Annotated in this window: 21 protein-coding genes and 1 pseudogene; 7 read left to right on the top strand and 15 right to left on the bottom strand. The window is 39.5% G+C overall.

Annotated elements, in window-relative coordinates; all coding sequences use genetic code 11:
- Positions 1 to 33 precede the first annotated feature (33 nt).
- From D7322_RS08420 to D7322_RS08410, 3 genes are read left to right on the top strand one after another with little or no spacing between them, the layout of a single operon-like run.
- Positions 34 to 498, top strand: a complete 465-nt coding sequence (locus D7322_RS08420; RefSeq protein WP_121123161.1) for an oxidoreductase — start codon at positions 34 to 36, stop codon at positions 496 to 498.
- 25 nt (positions 499 to 523) lie between these two features.
- Positions 524 to 922, top strand: a complete 399-nt coding sequence (locus D7322_RS08415; RefSeq protein WP_121123159.1) for a DoxX family protein — start codon at positions 524 to 526, stop codon at positions 920 to 922.
- Position 923: 1 nt separating this feature from the next.
- A complete protein-coding gene (locus D7322_RS08410; protein WP_121123157.1) occupies positions 924 to 1,880 on the top strand; it encodes a polysaccharide deacetylase family protein in 957 nt (318 codons plus the stop codon).
- A 348-nt stretch (positions 1,881 to 2,228) separates the two neighbouring features.
- Here D7322_RS08410 and D7322_RS29085 read toward each other — a convergent pair whose 3' ends face one another.
- The 4 genes from D7322_RS29085 to D7322_RS08400 form a co-directional block, all read right to left on the bottom strand.
- Positions 2,229 to 2,342 (bottom strand): zinc-binding dehydrogenase, encoded by a 114-nt coding sequence (locus D7322_RS29085; protein ID WP_262707631.1) that lies wholly within the window; start codon positions 2,340 to 2,342, stop codon positions 2,229 to 2,231.
- The gene (locus D7322_RS08405; protein ID WP_262707630.1) at positions 2,332 to 2,730 is read right to left on the bottom strand and encodes an NADP-dependent oxidoreductase; all 399 of its coding nucleotides are present in this window, start codon (positions 2,728 to 2,730) and stop codon (positions 2,332 to 2,334) included. Before D7322_RS08405 ends, D7322_RS29085 begins: the two co-directional genes overlap by 11 nt.
- A gap of 498 nt (positions 2,731 to 3,228) precedes the next feature.
- Positions 3,229 to 3,402: a hypothetical protein gene (locus tag D7322_RS28425; protein WP_183078645.1), complete on the bottom strand. Its 174-nt coding sequence runs from the start codon at positions 3,400 to 3,402 to the stop codon at positions 3,229 to 3,231.
- A 39-nt stretch (positions 3,403 to 3,441) separates the two neighbouring features.
- Complete coding sequence (locus D7322_RS08400) at positions 3,442 to 5,034, bottom strand: fimbrillin family protein (RefSeq protein WP_147430337.1); 1,593 nt, start codon at positions 5,032 to 5,034, stop codon at positions 3,442 to 3,444.
- 374 nt (positions 5,035 to 5,408) lie between these two features.
- Between D7322_RS08400 and D7322_RS08395 the strand changes: the two are divergent.
- Positions 5,409 to 5,666: pseudogene (locus D7322_RS08395) on the top strand (transposase); the annotation flags it as partial.
- A gap of 156 nt (positions 5,667 to 5,822) precedes the next feature.
- On the opposite strand, the gene D7322_RS08390 reads toward D7322_RS08395, so the two are convergent.
- From D7322_RS08390 to D7322_RS08380, 3 genes are all read right to left on the bottom strand, one after another.
- Complete coding sequence (locus tag D7322_RS08390) at positions 5,823 to 6,332, bottom strand: hypothetical protein (RefSeq protein WP_147430335.1); 510 nt, start codon at positions 6,330 to 6,332, stop codon at positions 5,823 to 5,825.
- Between the two features lie 108 nt (positions 6,333 to 6,440).
- On the bottom strand, positions 6,441 to 6,623 hold the full coding sequence (locus tag D7322_RS08385) for a hypothetical protein (RefSeq protein ID WP_121123151.1): 183 nt from the start codon (positions 6,621 to 6,623) through the stop codon (positions 6,441 to 6,443).
- A 39-nt stretch (positions 6,624 to 6,662) separates the two neighbouring features.
- On the bottom strand, positions 6,663 to 7,184 hold the full coding sequence (locus D7322_RS08380; protein ID WP_147430334.1) for a hypothetical protein: 522 nt from the start codon (positions 7,182 to 7,184) through the stop codon (positions 6,663 to 6,665).
- Positions 7,185 to 7,677: 493 nt separating this feature from the next.
- Between D7322_RS08380 and D7322_RS08375 the strand changes: the two genes are divergently transcribed.
- Positions 7,678 to 8,121: a DUF6934 family protein gene (locus tag D7322_RS08375; protein WP_121123146.1), complete on the top strand. Its 444-nt coding sequence runs from the start codon at positions 7,678 to 7,680 to the stop codon at positions 8,119 to 8,121.
- A 30-nt stretch (positions 8,122 to 8,151) separates the two neighbouring features.
- Positions 8,152 to 8,313: a hypothetical protein gene (locus tag D7322_RS28420; RefSeq protein ID WP_183078644.1), complete on the top strand. Its 162-nt coding sequence runs from the start codon at positions 8,152 to 8,154 to the stop codon at positions 8,311 to 8,313.
- Between the two features lie 131 nt (positions 8,314 to 8,444).
- On the opposite strand, the gene D7322_RS08370 is transcribed toward D7322_RS28420, so the two are convergent.
- Both D7322_RS08370 and D7322_RS08365 read right to left on the bottom strand, forming a co-directional pair.
- The gene (locus tag D7322_RS08370; RefSeq protein ID WP_121123144.1) at positions 8,445 to 8,687 is read right to left on the bottom strand and encodes a DUF7710 domain-containing protein; all 243 of its coding nucleotides are present in this window, start codon (positions 8,685 to 8,687) and stop codon (positions 8,445 to 8,447) included.
- 20 nt (positions 8,688 to 8,707) lie between these two features.
- Positions 8,708 to 9,493: a hypothetical protein gene (locus tag D7322_RS08365; RefSeq protein WP_121123142.1), complete on the bottom strand. Its 786-nt coding sequence runs from the start codon at positions 9,491 to 9,493 to the stop codon at positions 8,708 to 8,710.
- Positions 9,494 to 9,915: 422 nt separating this feature from the next.
- On the opposite strand from D7322_RS08365, the gene D7322_RS08360 reads away from it, so the two are divergent.
- A complete protein-coding gene (locus tag D7322_RS08360; protein WP_121123140.1) occupies positions 9,916 to 10,125 on the top strand; it encodes a hypothetical protein in 210 nt (69 codons plus the stop codon).
- 88 nt (positions 10,126 to 10,213) lie between these two features.
- On the opposite strand, the gene D7322_RS08355 is transcribed toward D7322_RS08360, so the two are convergent.
- Genes D7322_RS08355 through D7322_RS08330 form a run of 6 tightly spaced genes read right to left on the bottom strand, consistent with a single transcriptional unit; the run spans position 10,214 to position 18,923 of the window.
- Positions 10,214 to 11,965, bottom strand: coding sequence for a right-handed parallel beta-helix repeat-containing protein (locus D7322_RS08355; RefSeq protein WP_121123138.1), 1,752 nt, complete (start codon positions 11,963 to 11,965; stop codon positions 10,214 to 10,216).
- A gap of 24 nt (positions 11,966 to 11,989) precedes the next feature.
- The gene (locus tag D7322_RS08350) at positions 11,990 to 12,610 is read right to left on the bottom strand and encodes an SGNH/GDSL hydrolase family protein (protein ID WP_121123136.1); all 621 of its coding nucleotides are present in this window, start codon (positions 12,608 to 12,610) and stop codon (positions 11,990 to 11,992) included.
- A gap of 30 nt (positions 12,611 to 12,640) precedes the next feature.
- The gene (locus D7322_RS08345) at positions 12,641 to 13,075 is read right to left on the bottom strand and encodes a hypothetical protein (RefSeq protein ID WP_121123134.1); all 435 of its coding nucleotides are present in this window, start codon (positions 13,073 to 13,075) and stop codon (positions 12,641 to 12,643) included.
- A gap of 16 nt (positions 13,076 to 13,091) precedes the next feature.
- The gene (locus D7322_RS08340; RefSeq protein ID WP_183078643.1) at positions 13,092 to 14,171 is read right to left on the bottom strand and encodes an FISUMP domain-containing protein; all 1,080 of its coding nucleotides are present in this window, start codon (positions 14,169 to 14,171) and stop codon (positions 13,092 to 13,094) included.
- Positions 14,172 to 14,197: 26 nt separating this feature from the next.
- Positions 14,198 to 15,796: a RagB/SusD family nutrient uptake outer membrane protein gene (locus D7322_RS08335; protein WP_121123130.1), complete on the bottom strand. Its 1,599-nt coding sequence runs from the start codon at positions 15,794 to 15,796 to the stop codon at positions 14,198 to 14,200.
- Positions 15,797 to 15,806: 10 nt separating this feature from the next.
- Positions 15,807 to 18,923, bottom strand: a complete 3,117-nt coding sequence (locus tag D7322_RS08330; RefSeq protein ID WP_121123128.1) for a SusC/RagA family TonB-linked outer membrane protein — start codon at positions 18,921 to 18,923, stop codon at positions 15,807 to 15,809.
- Positions 18,924 to 19,015 lie beyond the last annotated feature (92 nt).

Below are 19,015 nucleotides of genomic sequence, written 5' to 3'. Positions count from 1 at the left end.
ATACTGAAATTTGTAGAGTTACTTTTAAATTTTATGAAATACAAGAATCTTTTTAGTCAATATAATCTGATGGGCCTGAATCTAAAAAACAGATTTCTTATGGCTCCCATAACCAGAAGCCACAGCACGGAACCTGGCGACGTATCCAATGAACTGATGTTGGAATACTACGTTCAGAGATCTTCGGCAGGTATCATTGTTACCGAAGCAACACAGATAAGTCTTCAGGGAAGAGATTATGCCCGTACTCTGGGCATTTACACTCCAGAACAAATTGAGGGTTGGAAAAAAATTACAGATGCAGTCCATGCTAAGGAAATTCCGATTTTTCTGCAGCTATGGCATGTAGGCAGAGTTTCTTCAATCAGAGTAAAGGTCTTCGCCCACTGGATCCATCCGGAATATCTGCAAAAGATACCTTTACTGACTGAAGATCTTGTCGACCTTATAGGCTTTGGTCGCAATTTTTTGAGCAATCCGGATTATACATTTTCATAAATAGAAACCTAAAAAACTAAACTCCATGAACACAACCGTTTTTTTACTATTGCGTCTTGGCATTGCTATTAGCATGTTCGGACATGGTATTGTCAGATTACCCAAACTTCAACTATTCAGCGAATGGATGATAAAATCTCTGGAACCCTCGTTTATCCCTAAGTTGCTTGTCGTCCCATTCAGTTACCTACTGCCGGTTCTTGAATTTCTTGTGGGACTATCACTCCTACTCGGAATTTGCACTAGGATTGCATTGATTACTGGGGCTGTGGTGATATTGTTTTTACTTTTTGGAACAAGCCTGATAGAAAACTGGGAAGCTATCCCCTCTCAATTGATCCATTTACTTTTTTTTACGGTTCTGCTACAATTTCTAAAATCAAATACATTTTCACTGGACAACCTTTTATCGAAAAACAAATAAAATGGCTAATAGAAGAGAATTCATCAAAAAATCCAGTCTGGCAGGATTAGCCGGAGTTGGTATACCGTTGGCAGCTTTTACTGCTGCACCACAGGCAAAAAAGGGTACAGAAACAAAAAGCGAAGGCAGTAAATGGGCTGACGGTTCAAGATTAGTGGTTTCTGTTTCAATGCAGTTTGAAGCAGGCGGGCAGCCCGATAATGCGGAGAGTCCATTTCCCCAGAATATGCAGAAAGGATATACAGATCTGCCTGCTGAAACATGGTATCAGTATGGATACAAAGAAGGAATTCCAAGGATGCTGGACAACTGGGATCGATTAGGAATAAAGGTCACCTCGCATATGGTTGGAACGGCTATTTTAAAAAATCCTGCTCTGGCAAGAGAAATTGTGGACAGAGGACATGAAGCAGCAGCTCATGGTATGAGCTGGAGCTCCCAGTATAGCATGTCTTACGAGGAAGAGAAAAAATTCATTAAAGATGGAGCAGATGCAATCAGGGAAATCACAGGATTTACTCCGGTTGGATACAACGCCAACTGGCTCCGCAGGGGAGAAAATACGCTTAAAATCCTACAGGAACTGGGGTTTAAATACCACATTGATGATCTGAGCCGCGATGAACCATTCATTACCATGGTTAACAGCAAGGATTTTGTAATTGTTCCCTATACAATACGTTGTAATGATATTGTACTCATTGAAGGAAAAAACTTCTCGGTAGACCAGTTTTTCAGTCAGGCTAAGGCCGAATTCGATCAACTATATCTGGAAAGTGAAAACAGAAAGAGACAGATGTCCATAAGTTTCCATGACCGTATAGGAGGAACACCGCAAATGGTACAGACTGCGCATGAACTAATAAAATATATCCAGAGCCATCAGGGCGTGTCCTTTAAACGTAAAGACGAAATCGCAGAATTAGCCTTAAAGGATAAAACAACAATTCGAGAATAAACACAACAGATCAGTACGTAACGGACTGAACGTTTAGCAAAAAGTTCGAATAACCATAAATTTGTACTTAGCCATAAGGAACAGATACTGTCTAGCTTTTAGTATCTGTTCTTCAATAAATTGAATATTACCCTGAAATTTAGAGAACGACTTAACACTTTTTTAATAAAACTGGGATAAATAATTATTAAAAACAGCTTAATTTGCAATATTCGGCTAGCTGATAGTTTTATCAGGTAAATGCGGCCGGATTTCGTGTAGGAAAAAAATTGGCCTGCAAAACTAAGTTTGCAACAACGTCCTTTGTTTTGTACACATAAGTGCTTGAAAATAGAAGACTCTTCATTTTCATTTTATTTTGACCACAACTTTTCCTTTCGCTCTTCCATTTTCGACATATTCCAAAGATTTGTTGGTTTCTTCAAACGGAAATACTTTGTCTATAATAGGCTTAATTCGCATGGATAGCTTCAGCAAACTCAGGTGTTGGCGGACCGGAAATTGAAATGACCCTGCCTCCTGCTTTTAAAATATTTAATGATTTTTCAAGTGTTTTATTATCCTGGCTATTTAAAACGAGGTCATAATCTTTCAGTATTGCTTCAAAAACCTGTGTTTTATAATCAATTAAAACATCAGCGCCTATTTCTTTCAGGAAATCAAAACTTTTGGCACTTGCAGTTGTCGCAACAGTTGCGCCAAGATGTTTCGCCAGCTGGATCGCAATGGTACCTACTCCTCCCGAACCTGCCTGAATAAATACCTTTTGTCCTTTTTTTAACCGACCAATTTCCACCAGAGCCTGCCACGCTGTGAGTGCCACCAAAGGAACCGATGCAGCTTCTTCCATCGAAAGATTCTGCGCTCGTTGCTTGAGCGTTTCAGTGACACACTTGTGCATTTCCTTAATTCTAATTTCCCATAATATTTGATAAAAATTAAGTGCTATTTTTATGATATGTACAAACGCCTACGGATCAAACATATTAAATAGCGACCATAAACTACGCATGCGGCAACGCACTTCTCGGGGCTGGAATTTCGAACGAAATATAATATTGAAATTCGTTTTTTTATTGCATATTGGCCATCAGAAAATTAGACCATTTGAATTGGTACAACCTATAAAACAAATTGACTATGGAAAGGCCGTATAGCGGTATTGCAACCCATCATAAAACTCCAACGGGATATTCCATTATCGTCCCGGCGAAAAAGCACTTACCCATTATTTTTAGTTTTTATATCTTTCTAAATGTGCATTTAAAAGCTAAAATGCTCGACAAGTATATATTAATACTTATCGAGCATTAGCCAAATCTTTCCAGAATTTGTTCTTAATCAATGATTACCAGTCGATTCCACGATTGTCATCATCTGCCTTATCCCAAGATTGTTGCACATCATTACTGACATTTGATGTAGGCTGCGCAGAACCAGCCGCAAGCCCCTGTTCCAGTTCAATATTTAACGACTTTATACGAGGACTTATATAATTCTTTTTTAATTTCTTATTATTCATGACTTTATTTTTTTGCTAAGTTATAATTCTTTACAGCGGTTATGAGGTACAAGCAATTTTCTTTCTACCACTACCCGATCCAACCATACTGGTAGCACCTTGCACAATTTGGGTGATTTTAACAGCATTTGAAGTCGCACTCCAAGGCACAGTATTGAAAGAACCCTGTGTTAATTTTAACGGGAATAGTTCGCCGCCAGCACTTTTGCTTCCATACATAGTTACTTCACCAGTACGGCTGATCACGACACGAAGAATAGGATTTGTCGCTGTACCCAGCATATTGAAGATTTGAGGAACTGTAACCCCATTGACAGTTTCCCCATAATTGCTGCCATCGACGAATTGGACATTTTTAGGCGCTACGCCAATGTTTTCAAACTGAATTTCCTGCGTTGCTAATTGTATGCCATTCACGACCATATTAAAGGAATTGTCCAACCGTTGGATATCAAATACAAATCCGTAATCGGCTCCAGGAGCAGTTAGATTTTGCTCCAGCACTGTTCCGGCTGGGACAGTCGCGCCATCGACAACAGCCCCAGTTCCAGAAGCTGGATATGCCCAAGATAGATTTGCGCCGCCAGTAACCGGCTGTGTACACGTCTTGAAATTCAGATTTAAATTATAACGCTGCCCCGGAATAATCGACAGATTTGGTATAGTCAATCCATTCTTGGTTTCACCATCAATAGTGATCGATGAAATTGTATAAACACCAGTCGATGTACCAGGATTCAATAGCAAACGAGGTGAAAATGCCAATGTCCGAGCAGGCAAAAGACTTGTATTGTAAACTACAGGAAGAGCAAGATTACCATTACCATTATAGGTTAACGTACCATCACTTAAATTACATGTTGCGTTTAGATATGAAGGTGAGATCGTACCATATGCAAAGTTTTCTATATTTCCGGTCATATCAGTTGCCATGGTGTAGTTAACTGTTACCTGGCTGGTCAAGTGTTTCAACACCACATCCAGCTGATTATCTCCTGCATGAACCGTGAGATTTTTCTTGAAATACATCATCGACATTGGAAATGCGGAAGGAGTCGTACTATTTTCAATCCCCCCTTCAAAAACCGCCGTAGAAAGACTCGAGTTACCAGCAGCTTCCAGTCCAATGTAATTATTTATGTTACGTGAAATAGCCACAAAGGTATATGTCTGATCTGGAACCAGTGATATTTCGGCCGTATTGTCAACAAGGTTTTTAAAGCCTTTGGAAGTAACAAAAGCCCCATTGCTGTCATAAACGTAAATCATATAACAGACACCTGCCGCCAAAGGCGTTCTCTCTTCAGTAACAGCTGCACGGGTTCCGGATGAGGCCCGTAACTGGTTGGTGCTCGCGACCGGGAATTCATCTGTCAAGGTAGCTTCAATAAAACTTGACTTTGTAAATGGTATCACTTGCTTCTGTGGTTCGCTCATGTTATGGCCTTTACCACTAGCTTTCTTGGTCGTCAATTCCGGGTTTTCCACGCCAAGTACCTGTATCCTGACACTAGCCTTTTCGCTCGTCACTATACTGTCTTTGCTTTCCTTACAGGAATACAAAGTTCCACAAATTAGCGTCGAAAGAGCCAGCACTCTCCAACAACTTTTTGTCAAAGTTTGTAAAATCATTTCTTAATTTTTAGTGATTAATAAGTTTTTAATTAATAACCAAAGTTAAAAGCTAGCTACTATAAAAAATTACCTAAGCATATCACATTTATAACACATGAATAACACTTGGAATATAATTTTTAATAAATATAAATACTTAATATGTTAGTAAATTGCAATATAAGGAATGAATTTTCCTTTTTCGTGCGTTTATCAAACTTATTCAACAAGAGATTTGAAAACGCCACTTGACGGGAGATTTTACCCGATTTCTCGAGTCGAAAAAACTAGGAGGCTGTCTCAAAACGATAGCCTCTTTTTTATCTTATTTCATGACATTTAATTTGATTTAATTGATTGATTTTCATATTTTTACATTTAAAAAAAGATATATGTCATCTCAAAGACCTACTTTTAAGCTCTACTATCAGGATCAGATTATGGCAATTCCCCCAGCTTTGGACGAATTGCTCTCCAAAGGACATCCGGTACGTATTGTTAACGATGTGATCAACCGAAGCAACATACAGGGTCTTTTTGATGCCTACAAGATAAAAGGCTGTTCCAGTTATCATCCGCAAATGCTGTTGAAGGTCCTAGTGTTTGGCTATGTAAGCAATGTCTACAGCAGTCGGAAACTGGAAACAGCCTAAGTTTTAATCCTATTACACAGTTGGCGTTACACTCCCAAGCCCATCCGGAAATGAGAGCTTGCATTATTACCGGGACAGTCCCTCACTATCTAAAAGCGATTGCTGATGCTGTTTTCGGCTCAACTGGTTATTATAATATATGTTAGTTCGAGATTATTTCTTTATTCTTTTCGGAGTTTTAAGTGGTAAAGAATCTTCTTCACTCTCATGTATGATTTTAAGAATTTTCCCTTTATTTAGGCACTGTTCTATTGTAGATATTTCTGGTTTCAAATCCGAAATTTCAAATAACTTATACGCTTCCAAGCCATATATATCTGGCAAATTACCATGATCAATGTGTTCTAAATAATAAATGACTTTGCAGATTTGTTTTTTATTATTCTTCGCAAAGCCAGACATAGATATATTAAATAGTTTCCTAAAGTCCCGTTTAAGATCATCATTATCTATAAAAAAAAAGGATGCTAAATACATTTTTATTGCTCTTCTATCAGAGTTATTTCTTACCAATTCGTCACTTATTATTATATTAACATCTTTATTAGTTTTATTATACTCAATACCGACATTCCCTTCTGCATCTTTTAAAATATATACCTCTTTTTTTTGATTTTGCCATAGCAAAATCAAAAAACTACTTATTAAAATCAGGCTTTTCATCTCTTTTAATGTATTTTCCTTATTGATAGATTCTACCAACTTATAATTTTCTAAGATAATATCTGATCGGACCTTTTGCAGAATCGGTTCGCCATTCAATAGATCTTCTTACTTCTCCACGGGAACGCGAGCAACTTCTCTAAGATCTACTGGCGTACCCACTGCAGTAATCATAAATAGCTGGCTCCCTTTTCCTGAGATTTCGTCGATATCAACACTAAGCCATATAATAGCGTCAACTTGAATTGCTTGTGCACGTTGCTTGACCAATTCGCTCAGGATCCGTTGCACTTCAGATTGTGTATAGATAACTCCAAGTGGTAATGCATATTATTCCTTTTTTTTCATTGTCTTAAAAATAAACAGCAGTCTGTCGAGATCTTTAGTTGATTTCGCATTGCCAAACATGTGAACCAATTCATTCCACCCCTCGCCGCTTTTGCTATACATTATGCTTTGAATTGAATAGTCTCCATTACAGTTATAAATGGTCCAGCTTACATCTTGATCAAATATTTCATTTTTCAGATGCTCGGTTTTGCAACTTTTGTTTTTAGCTGGAAATTGGCTAGGATGATTACCGAAATACAAGCCGCCCGAAATACCTGTATGATTTGTGGTGTCAGCAGGATTAAAATAGTAAACGGAAAAATCTTCTCCATTGGTTTCACCTATAGCATAATCTGTGGGTAAAGAAATGGAATATTTACTTTCCCCTAATTGCCTTTTTTCCAATGATTTTATAAAAGTGGTATCTGCCGAGTTATGTACAGATTTATGATCGTTATTTTGTCCACAGCTGGTCAATGTTAATGTTGTCAGCAGGACAATCATTGTCAATTGTATCTTCATATCTTGGTTATCCTTTTTAAGGGTTGGTAGCTCTATATTTTATACTTCATAACGGCTACGATGACAACATTGGCAGCTATGGGAACACTGGAATTGCTCGTGCTTACTATCATGGTATGCTATCTTTCAATCGGCCAAGGTTAATACCCAAGCCTAATATACATTATTTATGCTGAATGAATATGTTTTTAGATATTAACTTTCAAGATTATTACACTTTGTTAATTGGATTGAAAGAATAGTTGGTTACCGGAGGCCGTAAGAAGGCTTGAAAAGCAATCCATAGTTTGAAAAGACAATACAAACCATCATAGCGACTACATGGATTGATGGAAAAAAGAATGATTACACAAGCAGAATTTGAGGGCGCAAAACGTAAGCTTTTATGATGAATAAAGTTGCTTCTTTCTAGCTTTCCAAGAAATTGTGTATTTTTGTGTCAGTCCAGAGTAAGAGGATTATCAAACCTATTTGGATAAATAACCAATTTTTTATGCATGAGGAGTATTATAGTTTTGAAAAAACGCCTGACATACACTATTACGAATTTTTCAGTATAGGCCCAAAAGGTAACATAAGAAAAGTAATTCAGTTTCAACAGATCAATATTGAGGAAAACGTATATAATCTTGGATTTGGAGATTTTGATCCTAGCACAAAAGAAATAAGCGATCTAACAACGACAAATAATCTAGATACAAAGAAGGTCCTTACTACAGTAGCTAGAGCTGTCTTAGACTTTATTCATAAACATCCTCATGTCATCGTAATGGCAAAAGGCAGCACGGCATCAAGAACGAGATTGTATCAGATGGGAATAGCGGAGTTTTGGGAGGATATCCAAGAAATGTTTGAAGTGAAAGCCTACTATAGAGACAATTGGGAATCTTTTGAGAAAGGTAAAAACTATGATGCTTTTTTTATATTCAAAAAATAATAACGAACTTTGGATCAGGAGGTTTAAAACATGAGCACAAATACAAATAAAAAAAATAAGAGTAATGAGGATATGACAGCTCAAGATCGTCAAAGTATTTATAATAAATCTTCATTTTTTAAGAAAAAAAACGAAGATGCTATTGAATTTCTGAAAAAGCATCCTATACCTAAAGAGTATATCCGAAAATAAAAATTTGGTTTAAATCTGGTATATCTCCTAACCCACTCCACCCATTGTTACTTAATAAAGAACGAAGACTAAAAACTTTAATAGCGGTGAAGTTATTCTCTACTTTGAACCTATCCTTGCGACTTAGTAAATCACATCGCTAAGGTTTGGCTGAATTGTTGGATAAAATTGGCTTCCATTTGAGCTTGTTTTTTCACATTGAAAAAATCATTAAATAATGCCCAGTCGTACACGCCTTCATCAATTGGATATGCTGTTAAAACTCCTGATAACTTATGTCTATTTATCCATATTTCCGCCTTTTCATTTGAAGTAAAAACTCCACTTGAAAACCGCCCTCCTTCTCCATGAAAAACCCAAATTGTATCTAACATATTGCTTAATTTTTTAAAAATTACCCTGGCAATCTAGTATGCAGGACAGTCCGATCTGGACTCTTTTCGACCTGCTCGAAATCATCTATTTTTCTACAATTATTGAAAATAACCATTTCAATGTGCTCACATTCGTTTACATCCTTGACAGATTGTAAATTTCTGCCGTAGCTTATTTTAAGTTTTTTAAGATTTTTGAGCTTCTCGATACCTTCCAAACTTTGCACATTGGTATGATGGATCAATATTTCTTCCACATTAGGAAAAGTATCCACGATCGACTCAATAGACCTGCTTGTAGGGTTGAAATACCATAATGTAATATGCTTTACAGAATTACTCTGATTTTCGAATCTAATGCTCTTATTAAAATCCAAAATATGGATTTCCTCTAGCATACGATATTTGCCTAAATCGATGGTTCCCTTTGTCGATTTCCCATTGCAAAAGAGTTGTCGTACCTCCAGTACATTCTTAGGAAGCTCAACATCCAATAAGGATTCTGAAAAGATAATTTTTTGAAACTGAAAATGCTGTAATTGTTCAAACAATAGATTATCAAGAGCCTTATCCTTATAACGATCTATCGTCAATGATTTTAAATTTCTCTTATCGAAGGGTAACCCTCCATCATACAATTTAGCAAAATACTCGTTATAGCCTGGAGGATCATCACGTCGCAGATACTTTTCAAATTCGGGCCAGTTTTCTGGTTTATAACGCTCCACTATAGCCATTACCTCTTCTAAGGTGCTGATTGATAGATACTCTTCTCCTTTAAATTGACAAAGAAATAACTGGTGCATATTTTAATGTTGTATTAGCTCTAAACTTACCAAATTTCCAGTCAAATAAATGTGATCGCTTAAACATTTCCCCCATTGTCTTTTCATAGCTGGTAGAGCGACTGCCAAAGAAATCTACATAGCTGATTCCTATATTGCTAAAGACAGTGGTACCAATGACAACATTGGCTGCTATTGGAACACAAGAATTGGTTGTGGTATGTTGAACTAATAGGTTTACAGTTATTAACTTTCAAGATGATTACTTTGTTAAGGCTAAAGTATTGGTTTGAAAGTAGGATTGGTTACGGGAAATCGTAAGAAGACTTGAAAGGCAATTCGTAAGCCCCGAATGCTTTGTTTCCGAACTGATCCAGTTATTTAGAGAAAAATTTGTATGAAACCATTAGCGCATTGTTCCAATAATTCTTTATTTTTAGTCTATGAGTGACTATACTATTTCGCTTGTGCCTAAAGTGTCCAGGTACGCTGTTGATGAAGTTGTTGTAAATGATATTTTAAAGTGGTTCGTTTCGAAAGATATCGTCAAAGCTGAACTATCGGATTGCACATTGAGCAACTCGGGCTATGCAATTTCTGATGGTGCTCAATCATTTTGTTTGAAATACCACGCCCCTGGGCAGCCGGCTTAACAAATAACCGATGTATTCATCGTCGTATTTCTCGTTAAGTGTCATATAGGCTAATAGCTCGCCTTTATGCTATTTCAATTTCTATAAGTCAATCTTTTCCTAATAGCTTTTTAACCTGATTAAAGCTATTGTCAAAAACCTGATCATTGACACAATTTTTTAGGTAGATCGCGTAATTTCCATAAAATGGTATACTGGAACGATTACTACAATTCTTGATATGATTCTTTCTGATTTTGACACCATCAGTCGAAGATACAAAGATCGCTGAATTGGAACAGTCGCTGATCGTATTTGCCTGGATCGTAATATTGTGATGTACACCCGCGGGCTTATCAATCCCTCCTATTTCATGTCCTGTCTTAACGGCTATGGCGCCATAACCTGTCAGGGTATCGTCCCATCTGAGATAGTTACCGCAATTATCTATCCTGTTGCCTGTTATAGTGGCCTTTTTCACGGTTGTCGCTTCAAACCAGCGCTCCATATCACAGGAAAGTAGGATCGCCGGACCAGAAATATTCCATATTTTATTATTGCTGATCACAACTTTCTTGGACTGAACTACAAAACCCCGAGCACGGCTGTTTGAAACCATGCAATCCCGTATAATGGTTGATGGTGTACCTGTATCTTTTGCGGCAAAATCACCTACATTGACATGCTTTGGGATAGATTTTAATTGATACTGACCTTTGCCGCGAAACTTGACCTTTGCTTTGCCCTTGGGCAAGCCTGTCTTACCGTCCAAAAATTCGATAATATCATCCTTGAAGGCCCAATCATCTTCGACGGGAGCTTTCGTCCAGCCATTGATCAATAAAACCGAGTCAGCACTGATCTTGCCGATATGGCACAAACGACTGTGTATATTAATGGCATCATCGCCCAATCCAACAAATTCACAATGCTCAGCCTTAAACGTACCCGCCATTGAGGCTACATGTATTCCATCCGCACTAATCGACATCAAACGCCCGGAAGTTGGTTTGGGCTTCATACGAATACGCTCCAGCGTCATATCCCCGGAGCGATGACGACTATTTGCTAGATCTGATACGTACATCGCAAATGCAGGCCATTGCCAGATGGTGATATCGCGCATTGTTAATGTGTTGACACCTAAAAAACTAAAGCAGGGATTGCCCGTAATCTTTAGTCTTAGATTGATAAGTTCGCCTTTGCTGAGTTTATGAGCCTCATTATTATAAATTTTCAGACGTAAGGTACTTAGCTTTTCGATGTGTGGCCAATTTCCGTTCTTAAGATCACAATGTGTGGAAATATGATAATTGGGTGTTCCATCAGCATTATAGCTGAGCTGATGCATGATCTTGAGCTCAGCTAAACGATCCGTATATTCAGAAAACTCAGGTAAAAGATCTATTTCATAGAATGACCCGTCCGGACTGTCACCAGTCCCTACGACTGTACCATTGACACTTACGGGCCGGTCTACATCAATAAAAAGGTTACGTATAATAAGATCTTTGCAGTCGCTGACTTCCAATAAACTGGTCCAGCTGGCATTGGAACTGAACGGATCGAACCCGGTAGCCATAAGCGTGGATGTTTCCTTACCGAGGCTACCATAGATCTCAATTCCGATCTTGCCGGAGAGTCTCAATGACGATGAAAACGAGTAGGTCCCCGCTGGAAAGTAAATTTTATCACCATCTTGGAGACGATCTAAAATCAACTGTAAAGCCTGACGGTCGTCTTGCCCGTCATTTGGTAGCATTCCAAAATGTGTAACGTTTATAATTTTTGCATTTAAATCTGTCCAACCTAAAAGTAATTGAACCAGTATGCCAAGTCTGAAAAAGGTTAATCGGGTCATAAAAAACGACTTATAAGATCAATACTATAATATAGATTTTAAAAGATTCCTGACTTCGCTCGCCCAAATCCCATAAGCTTCTTGGTTGATATGTGTGCCATCAGTAGTGTACTTAGCCTTGAGGCCTGTAGGCGAACTAAGTTTGGTATTTATATCCAAATAGTAAATTCCTTTGCTTTGACAATAGGCATTCAAATAGCTGTTGAGGCTATCGACCTGAACCTTACTCTCCGGATTATCCTGTTGGTACAAAATGGACTGGACGACGGGTACAATCTGATGTTCTTTCAGCCCATCTATGAGCGAACGGTAATTGCTCTTGGTACGTTTCAAAGGGATCCCCACACCGATGTCATTAATACCGCCCTCGAGAAAACATACACGAGGTTTTAAATCAATAACGTTTTCCTTTAATAGCCAGACCAGATGTGAGGTGGTAAACCCAGGGAAACCGCTATTTTTGACGTCGCTACGTCCTAATAATGTCGCCCAATCTCCCCCTTTGGTAATCGAATCACCGAACATAACGATCGTTATCTTTTCATCATGTTGATCAGACATCCATTTAAAGCCTGTTAGAATCCCGGCCAGCAAAACTGAGCAAAGGAATAACAGGAGTGCCTTTGGAGTACACTTCCTATTCATAATTTCTACTTTTAATTCTATGGTTAATCATTATTTAAACCGCTGTACTTTTAAGCGTCGTACCTCATCGGTCGTGCTGAACTCGGAATTTTTAGCTTCAACTTTCCAATAAATATTTCCTTGTTCGCCCGATTTAAAATGCATCGTGTTCATCAGTGAATCCAGAACAAAGTGAGTCAAAAAATATTTTTCACCTACTCCGGCAGATATCACTTTTCTTTTAGTGGTCAGCGTGGGGTCTACAGCAATAAGAAGATTGTAATCTATATAGGGTCTCTTTGAAAAATACTCGAATCCGACCAGCATACTTGGATTATTCTTATCCAATATAACCAGTGAATCTGCCACCGGTTTGAGCAATACAGTCGGCTGAAACCCGACCTCATAAAATTCATTATCGTTTTTGCAGGAAAAAAACAGATTGATGCTAAGGAAAACGAAACTGATATATATATTATTTTTCATAATGGTTAACTTAAATTTAGTTCATGATACAACGTACATTGTAGTGAAAATTACCTCCGCCTGCGCTGCTCCTTGATTGTGTATTGATATCCGGATTACCGGGATCATTGTAAATAATCACCGCTGATGCTTCACCCGAGCGATCCGCTGAGAGTGTTTCCCATGAATATTGATATCCTTTTAAGGCTGGCGACGAAGTCCAGAATCCGCACATAGTCCCCGGATCGGTGAGAAACGAAAGCCCTTCATTCCAATAAAATCCTGAAGGCACAATATTGAATTTGACCTCATCTGTAATTGCTCCATTTTGAATCCAGAACTGTGGGTTTTTGACTTTATTACCTGAGTTTGGTCCGAGGTAATTGATGACTTCTTTCCACTCTGCTAACGCAGGAACATGCCAGCCATCTGGACAAATACCCTGAATATTTTCACCAGCCAGGGTTTTCTCCCGTGCGATGGCTTCATCACGGACGACTGTGCCCCACGAATAAAATCCACCGGCAATATTCCGAATAGCAGCTGGACTGTCTTCAGGTGCTAGTTTTCGAGGTAGCGGAAGGGCTGTACCGTCTGCATATACTTTTGCCCTAAGGTTATCCGACATCATAGTAACAAGTTTGCCTCCGGGCAAGACAAATTGCAATGCCTTGTAATGTTCTTGGTCACGGGGGTCGACAAAGCTGGATACTGAAACCAAGGCATCAAAATAGCGCCATACGCTCTCGACCTTGCCTTGATTTCGCTGTTCTAATTTCCAAAAAAAGCGACCTGAATTTTTAAATGATGGGTTTAATTTCTTCAGATCATCCAAAAATTCCTGATTGGTAATTTTATAGCTGGCTTTTGTTCCCACTTCGTATCGAATTGGATTGCCAAAATTCTCGTCAACGTCCAACATCAACGTGTAGGTCGCTCCCTCCCGCTGTACCCAGCTGAATTCCTGCATCGTCTCATTGTCAAAATAATCAATTTTAATCTGTGTGCTATTCATCGGTAACAGCTGTTGTACCCATGTAGGATTAACATACTCTATCTTTTCTGTACAGGAAATGGATAATAGGAGCATGAATAAATAGATGGATTGTATCTTCATACGTTTCAGTTTTAAGGAATTGAACATTAATATCCTGGGTTCTGTTGTATATTGGGGTTAGCATTGAGCTCTTCATTCGGTATCGGCCAGAGATAATCTCTGTTCGGATTAAAAGACCTACGGTCAACGACAATAGGGATATATTGCCAGTAGGCTGTAAGATTACCATCGGAATACCAGGAAAGCTTGGATTTATCATAACCTTGTGCATCGACCATAACGGTTTCAGCAATTTTCCAGCGTCTAATATCAAACCATCGTCTTCCTTCCGCAAAAAGCTCTACTCGTCTCTCATTGCGAATTACTTCTGTCATAACGGCTTGGGAAATATTGGGCATCGCTTGAGATACTTTCACCATCCCAACACGTGATCTTACTCTATCGAGCAGTTCGTAAACTTGAGCCGTGGGGCCATGAAGCTGATTCTCTGCCTCAGCCCAGGCAAGCAACACTTCTGCATAACGCATCACAATCCGATCTGTAGTTTCATTGGTCAATGTTTTGAGATAGGGATCAACAAATTTACGGACAGTAAAAGATGTGGCGACATCCCAGTTGGCCGGTATGTAATGTGCCTGATACCAACCTTGGCCATCCAATCTAAACTCGGAACCGGGAACAACGATGGATAACTGCAACCGCGGATCACGATTGTCAAAAGGGCGGTCTTTATTGTAACTAGGGTCGCCTGCAACAAATGCACCATCAGTGGTACGGATGTCACGGATTGGATATCCATTCGTAGTATAATAACTATCAACCATCTGGAGAGTCGGCGTAAAGTTGTTCCAATTGCCAAAGATTTTAGAAACCTCGCTGCTCTGCAGATCTTTGGCATAGTTGATCTTAAAGATAATCTCGGGGTTATCTTTTTGCTCAATACCGGCTGGCTGAAAAAGCTCAAAGTAATTAGGATACAGCTGATAACCCAGTTTTTGTATTTGCTGGGCCAGGGAAATGACAAGCTCAGGCTTGTTCATCCATTCGGCCACCCGAAGTTTCAACATCAAAGCCGCGCCTTTGGATGCACGCTCTCCTCCTAACGCGACCGGAAGCTGGTCTATGGCATAATCAAGATCGTTGTTTATAAACGATAGTACCGCATCCAATTTGCCCCGTTCGGGATTGTTTAAAACGGTCTGTTCGTCCAAAATGGGTACCTCGCCATAAAAACAGACGAGGTCAAAATAGAAGTATGCCCTTAAAAAACGCGCTTCAGCACTGATTTTGGCCTTGTCCGAATTAGCGATCGCATCTGCGCCTGCGAGTCCTTTGAGCAGTGAATTTGCACGTGAGATACCTCTAAAGTTATATTTCCATTTGACCAATGTAAAATCACTATCACCCGTCTGCGTTCCGGACGCAAATTGTGGCGCAGGATCCCAGGAATGCGAATTGAAGGAATTATCACTCATATTGTCGTAGACATAAGGAACCATCTTATCAGGACTGTCATAATACAATTGATTGTATACTCCGTTTAATAGCGTGTTAGCTTGCTCCGCTCCTGTCAGAAAGCTTTCAGGGGTTACTTTGTCCTCGGGAACCGTATCCAGATAATTTTGGCAGGAAGCAGATAGCATTCCTGAAATAATAAATGTATAAAGCAATAGTTTTGAGTTCATGTCGATTAGTTTAGAATGTCAAATTCACGCCAACGGTGTAGGTTTTCACTTGTGGATAGTTTCCAATCCTTGTTCCTTCTCTTGGATTGCCCGAAGCTTCCGGGTCAAAACCTTTATAGTTTGTCAATGTCAGCAGATTTTGTCCGCTTATAAAAAATCTACAGCCTTGTATCGAAAGCCTACGAAGTGCCTGATCAGCCAGGCTGTAACTGAATTCTATGTTTTTGACCCGAATATATGAGAGGTCTTCTACGAAATAACTGGACTTTAAATTGCTCCGTTGATTGTCAAAATAGACACGCTGATAGGTATTATTGGGCTGCTCGGGCGTCCACCTGTCCATAAGCCAGCTAGCCCCATTATACCCTCCGTTAAAAAATGGTGTAACGAGCTGTCCTGCACTCCATCCTCTGCCCCCCTGTGTACCCTCCAAAAGAGTACGCAGCTCAAAAGCCTTGTATTGAACATTAAGGTCGGCAGAAAATATATAATCTGGAGAAGTATGCCCCAAAACCACCTTATCCTTATCATTTATAATACGATCACCATTCTGATCTTTCAGCCTAACATCTCCGGGTTGAGCTCTCAGGCCTGCGTATGAATTTAACAAGGAATATCCATCCTCATCGAAAGTCCGGAGGTGCTGCTGAATCTCACTCTCACTCTGATATATACCTTCGGTATCGTATCCAAATAACGAAGTGGACTCTACGCCTTCTTTTAATATTGCACCGTCGAAAATAATCGGACTCATTCCCTTCAGATCAGTGACGCGATTCTGATTGTGGGCGACGGCTACATTGGCCTTGAAGAGCCATTCATTGACTTTCTTATGGTATCCCAGCGCCACCTCAAGTCCGTTGTTGCGCATTTTACCAGCATTCTGGAAGGGAACATCTGTAAATCCAAATGTACTGGAAATAGGCAGCTGCAGCAGGATAGCACTTGTATTTTTAACGTAGTAGTCGGCTGTTACACTAAAATCCTTAAAAATCTGTAGGTCAATACCGATATTAGTCTGTGTCGTCTGTTCCCAGGTAAGCCCCTTGTTGGCGATCACCGATACGGCAGCACCTACGTTGTCGAGATTGTTAAAAATATAATTGTTCTGTCTTCCTCCCAATGCTAATATATCAGCACCAGCATAGGGGTTGCCAATATTTTGGTTGCCGAGTATCCCCCAGGATCCTCTTATCTTTAGATCCTGAACGAAACTAATATTCTTGAAAAAACGTTCTTGCGACAGACGCCATCCGGCAGAAAATGAAGGAAATGTACCCCATTTGTGGCCTCGTGCAAATTTGGAAGCGCCATCGTACCGCAAGTTACCCTCAAATAGATATTTGCCCTTATAATCATAATTTAACCTACCGAAAAATCCAACGGAGGTTTCCTTGCTTCCCCAATCATTATTTTTGGCAGAGGAAGGGTCGCCCACACTAAAGTAAGGCAGATTGGCGGACAGCCGCCTGATTGATGTCTGGAAATAATTGCCTTTCCATTGAAATTGCTGAAAACCTACCAGAGCTTTAAAATGATGATCTTTTGCTAAATCATAAGCATAATTGAGGTTTGCCCAGCTGGAAATAGTACCATATTTATTTGAGCTTTTGCTAATGGAAGATTCTCTAGAATTGTTTTTTCCAATGATGCTGGTTCCGTCCGCGGCCCTAGTAACCAGAAATAGATCTACATTTGGCGCATAAGACAGCTGCCGATCATTATTGGCCACATAGCTCAATGCACTTTCAAATGTAAGCCGGGGCGTAAGGTTAACAGTCAAATTGGCGATTGTATTCAAATTGCTATTATCAAAGGTCTGCCCTCCCCCTGCTTCTTTAATTGCATCGCTATAGAACCAATCGGTCCATCCGTAACCTTCTATCTTTGGGATTACAAACGGCGCCATTTGGGTAATTCGTGCAATCGTGGCTCCAGCTCCTTCAATCAGATCCTTTGTCTTGCCAATATAGCCCGACACAGTAAGCCCCAGATGTGCTTTATTGTTTAAAAATGAATGCTGGGTGTTGAACCGGAAATTATATCTATCGTAATTTGTGCCCTCAACAATACCTTTTTGATTGAGGTATCCTGCGGAAATGGCATAAACAATATTTTCCTTGCCGCCACTAAGCTGTAAATAATGGTTTTGCTGTAATGCAGGCTTAAAATAGAAATCTGCCCAATTGTAATCCCTATAGCGCACAGGGTCTTTAATATCTTTATAATGGCTTATATATTCATCGTCATACTGCGGCTGGAAACCTGAATTCATTTTCGCTTCATTCAGTAGCGTTAGATAATCATAGGAATTCAACAATTTTGGATATCGTGTCACTTGTTGCGCTGCGGCATATCCATCATATTTTATTTTCAGTTTTCCTTCCTGCCCCCGTTTTGTCGTAATCAAAATAACACCATTAGCCGCTTTATTGCCATATATTGATGCCGATGCAGCGTCTTTTAGTACGGATATGGAGGCGATATCTTTGGGATCTACATCATTAATAGCTGCTTCAAACCCGTCTATGATGACCAAGGGTGACGTATTGTTCAATGTACCGATCCCACGGATCGTTAGGGTACCGCCATCAGCACCTGGCTGCCCTGAATTTTGGGTCACCTGCAGTCCGGCCACTTTTCCAGCTAATGCCATAGAAGCATTTGTGATAGGACGGCTTTCTATATCAGCCATTGAAACAGATGTGACTGCCCCGGTGAGATTTACTTTTTTTTGCTTTCCAAATCCTACGACAACGACATCTTGTAGTCCAAAACTGTCCTGCTCAAGTTTAATCGTTATTTCTCCCACGCCAGATTCGACCTGAACAACAGTCTGTTTATAACCCAAAAATGAGACTTGCAGACTTTGTCCAGAACGAACGTTAATACTAAACCGTCCCTCACTATCGGTCTTGGTACCTGTCTGCGTTCCCATTATTTTAATATTAGCACCAGCGAGTGGAATTCCCTGCGGGTCAAGGACACGCCCGCTGCGAATTTCCTGTCGGATATATCGCTCCACAGAAATAGTTTTCGCTTTCCATGCCGCATGAACGACAGGTGGCTCCAATAGAAAAACAACTAGAAAATAGAGTACATTATGGTTTAACTTTTTTCTTTTCATCTCTTTCTAAATTTGGTAATTGGTTATATTGTGCCGCAGAACAAGGTGATCCGCAACTTCGTCCCGAAAATAAGGAGTTATTCCAACTAAAA

The organism is Sphingobacterium puteale, from assembly GCF_003627955.1.
GTDB lineage: Bacteria > Bacteroidota > Bacteroidia > Sphingobacteriales > Sphingobacteriaceae > Sphingobacterium > Sphingobacterium puteale.
Note: the sequence above shows the minus strand (reverse complement) of the source record. Positions and strands in the feature narration are given on the sequence as shown.

Coding starts and splice junctions, on each gene's coding strand:
- D7322_RS08420 (WP_121123161.1), top strand. CDS start 34: ATGAAATACAAGAATCTTTTTAGTCAATATAATCTGATGGGCCTGAAT.
- D7322_RS08415 (WP_121123159.1), top strand. CDS start 524: ATGAACACAACCGTTTTTTTACTATTGCGTCTTGGCATTGCTATTAGC.
- D7322_RS08410 (WP_121123157.1), top strand. CDS start 924: ATGGCTAATAGAAGAGAATTCATCAAAAAATCCAGTCTGGCAGGATTA.
- D7322_RS29085 (WP_262707631.1), bottom strand. CDS start 2,342: ATGCGAATTAAGCCTATTATAGACAAAGTATTTCCGTTTGAAGAAACC.
- D7322_RS08405 (WP_262707630.1), bottom strand. CDS start 2,730: ATGGAAGAAGCTGCATCGGTTCCTTTGGTGGCACTCACAGCGTGGCAG.
- D7322_RS28425 (WP_183078645.1), bottom strand. CDS start 3,402: ATGAATAATAAGAAATTAAAAAAGAATTATATAAGTCCTCGTATAAAG.
- D7322_RS08400 (WP_147430337.1), bottom strand. CDS start 5,034: ATGATTTTACAAACTTTGACAAAAAGTTGTTGGAGAGTGCTGGCTCTT.
- D7322_RS08390 (WP_147430335.1), bottom strand. CDS start 6,332: ATGAAAAGCCTGATTTTAATAAGTAGTTTTTTGATTTTGCTATGGCAA.
- D7322_RS08380 (WP_147430334.1), bottom strand. CDS start 7,184: ATGAAGATACAATTGACAATGATTGTCCTGCTGACAACATTAACATTG.
- D7322_RS08375 (WP_121123146.1), top strand. CDS start 7,678: ATGCATGAGGAGTATTATAGTTTTGAAAAAACGCCTGACATACACTAT.
- D7322_RS28420 (WP_183078644.1), top strand. CDS start 8,152: ATGAGCACAAATACAAATAAAAAAAATAAGAGTAATGAGGATATGACA.
- D7322_RS08370 (WP_121123144.1), bottom strand. CDS start 8,687: ATGTTAGATACAATTTGGGTTTTTCATGGAGAAGGAGGGCGGTTTTCA.
- D7322_RS08365 (WP_121123142.1), bottom strand. CDS start 9,493: ATGCACCAGTTATTTCTTTGTCAATTTAAAGGAGAAGAGTATCTATCA.
- D7322_RS08360 (WP_121123140.1), top strand. CDS start 9,916: ATGAGTGACTATACTATTTCGCTTGTGCCTAAAGTGTCCAGGTACGCT.
- D7322_RS08355 (WP_121123138.1), bottom strand. CDS start 11,965: ATGACCCGATTAACCTTTTTCAGACTTGGCATACTGGTTCAATTACTT.
- D7322_RS08350 (WP_121123136.1), bottom strand. CDS start 12,610: ATGAATAGGAAGTGTACTCCAAAGGCACTCCTGTTATTCCTTTGCTCA.
- D7322_RS08345 (WP_121123134.1), bottom strand. CDS start 13,075: ATGAAAAATAATATATATATCAGTTTCGTTTTCCTTAGCATCAATCTG.
- D7322_RS08340 (WP_183078643.1), bottom strand. CDS start 14,171: ATGAAGATACAATCCATCTATTTATTCATGCTCCTATTATCCATTTCC.
- D7322_RS08335 (WP_121123130.1), bottom strand. CDS start 15,796: ATGAACTCAAAACTATTGCTTTATACATTTATTATTTCAGGAATGCTA.
- D7322_RS08330 (WP_121123128.1), bottom strand. CDS start 18,923: ATGAAAAGAAAAAAGTTAAACCATAATGTACTCTATTTTCTAGTTGTT.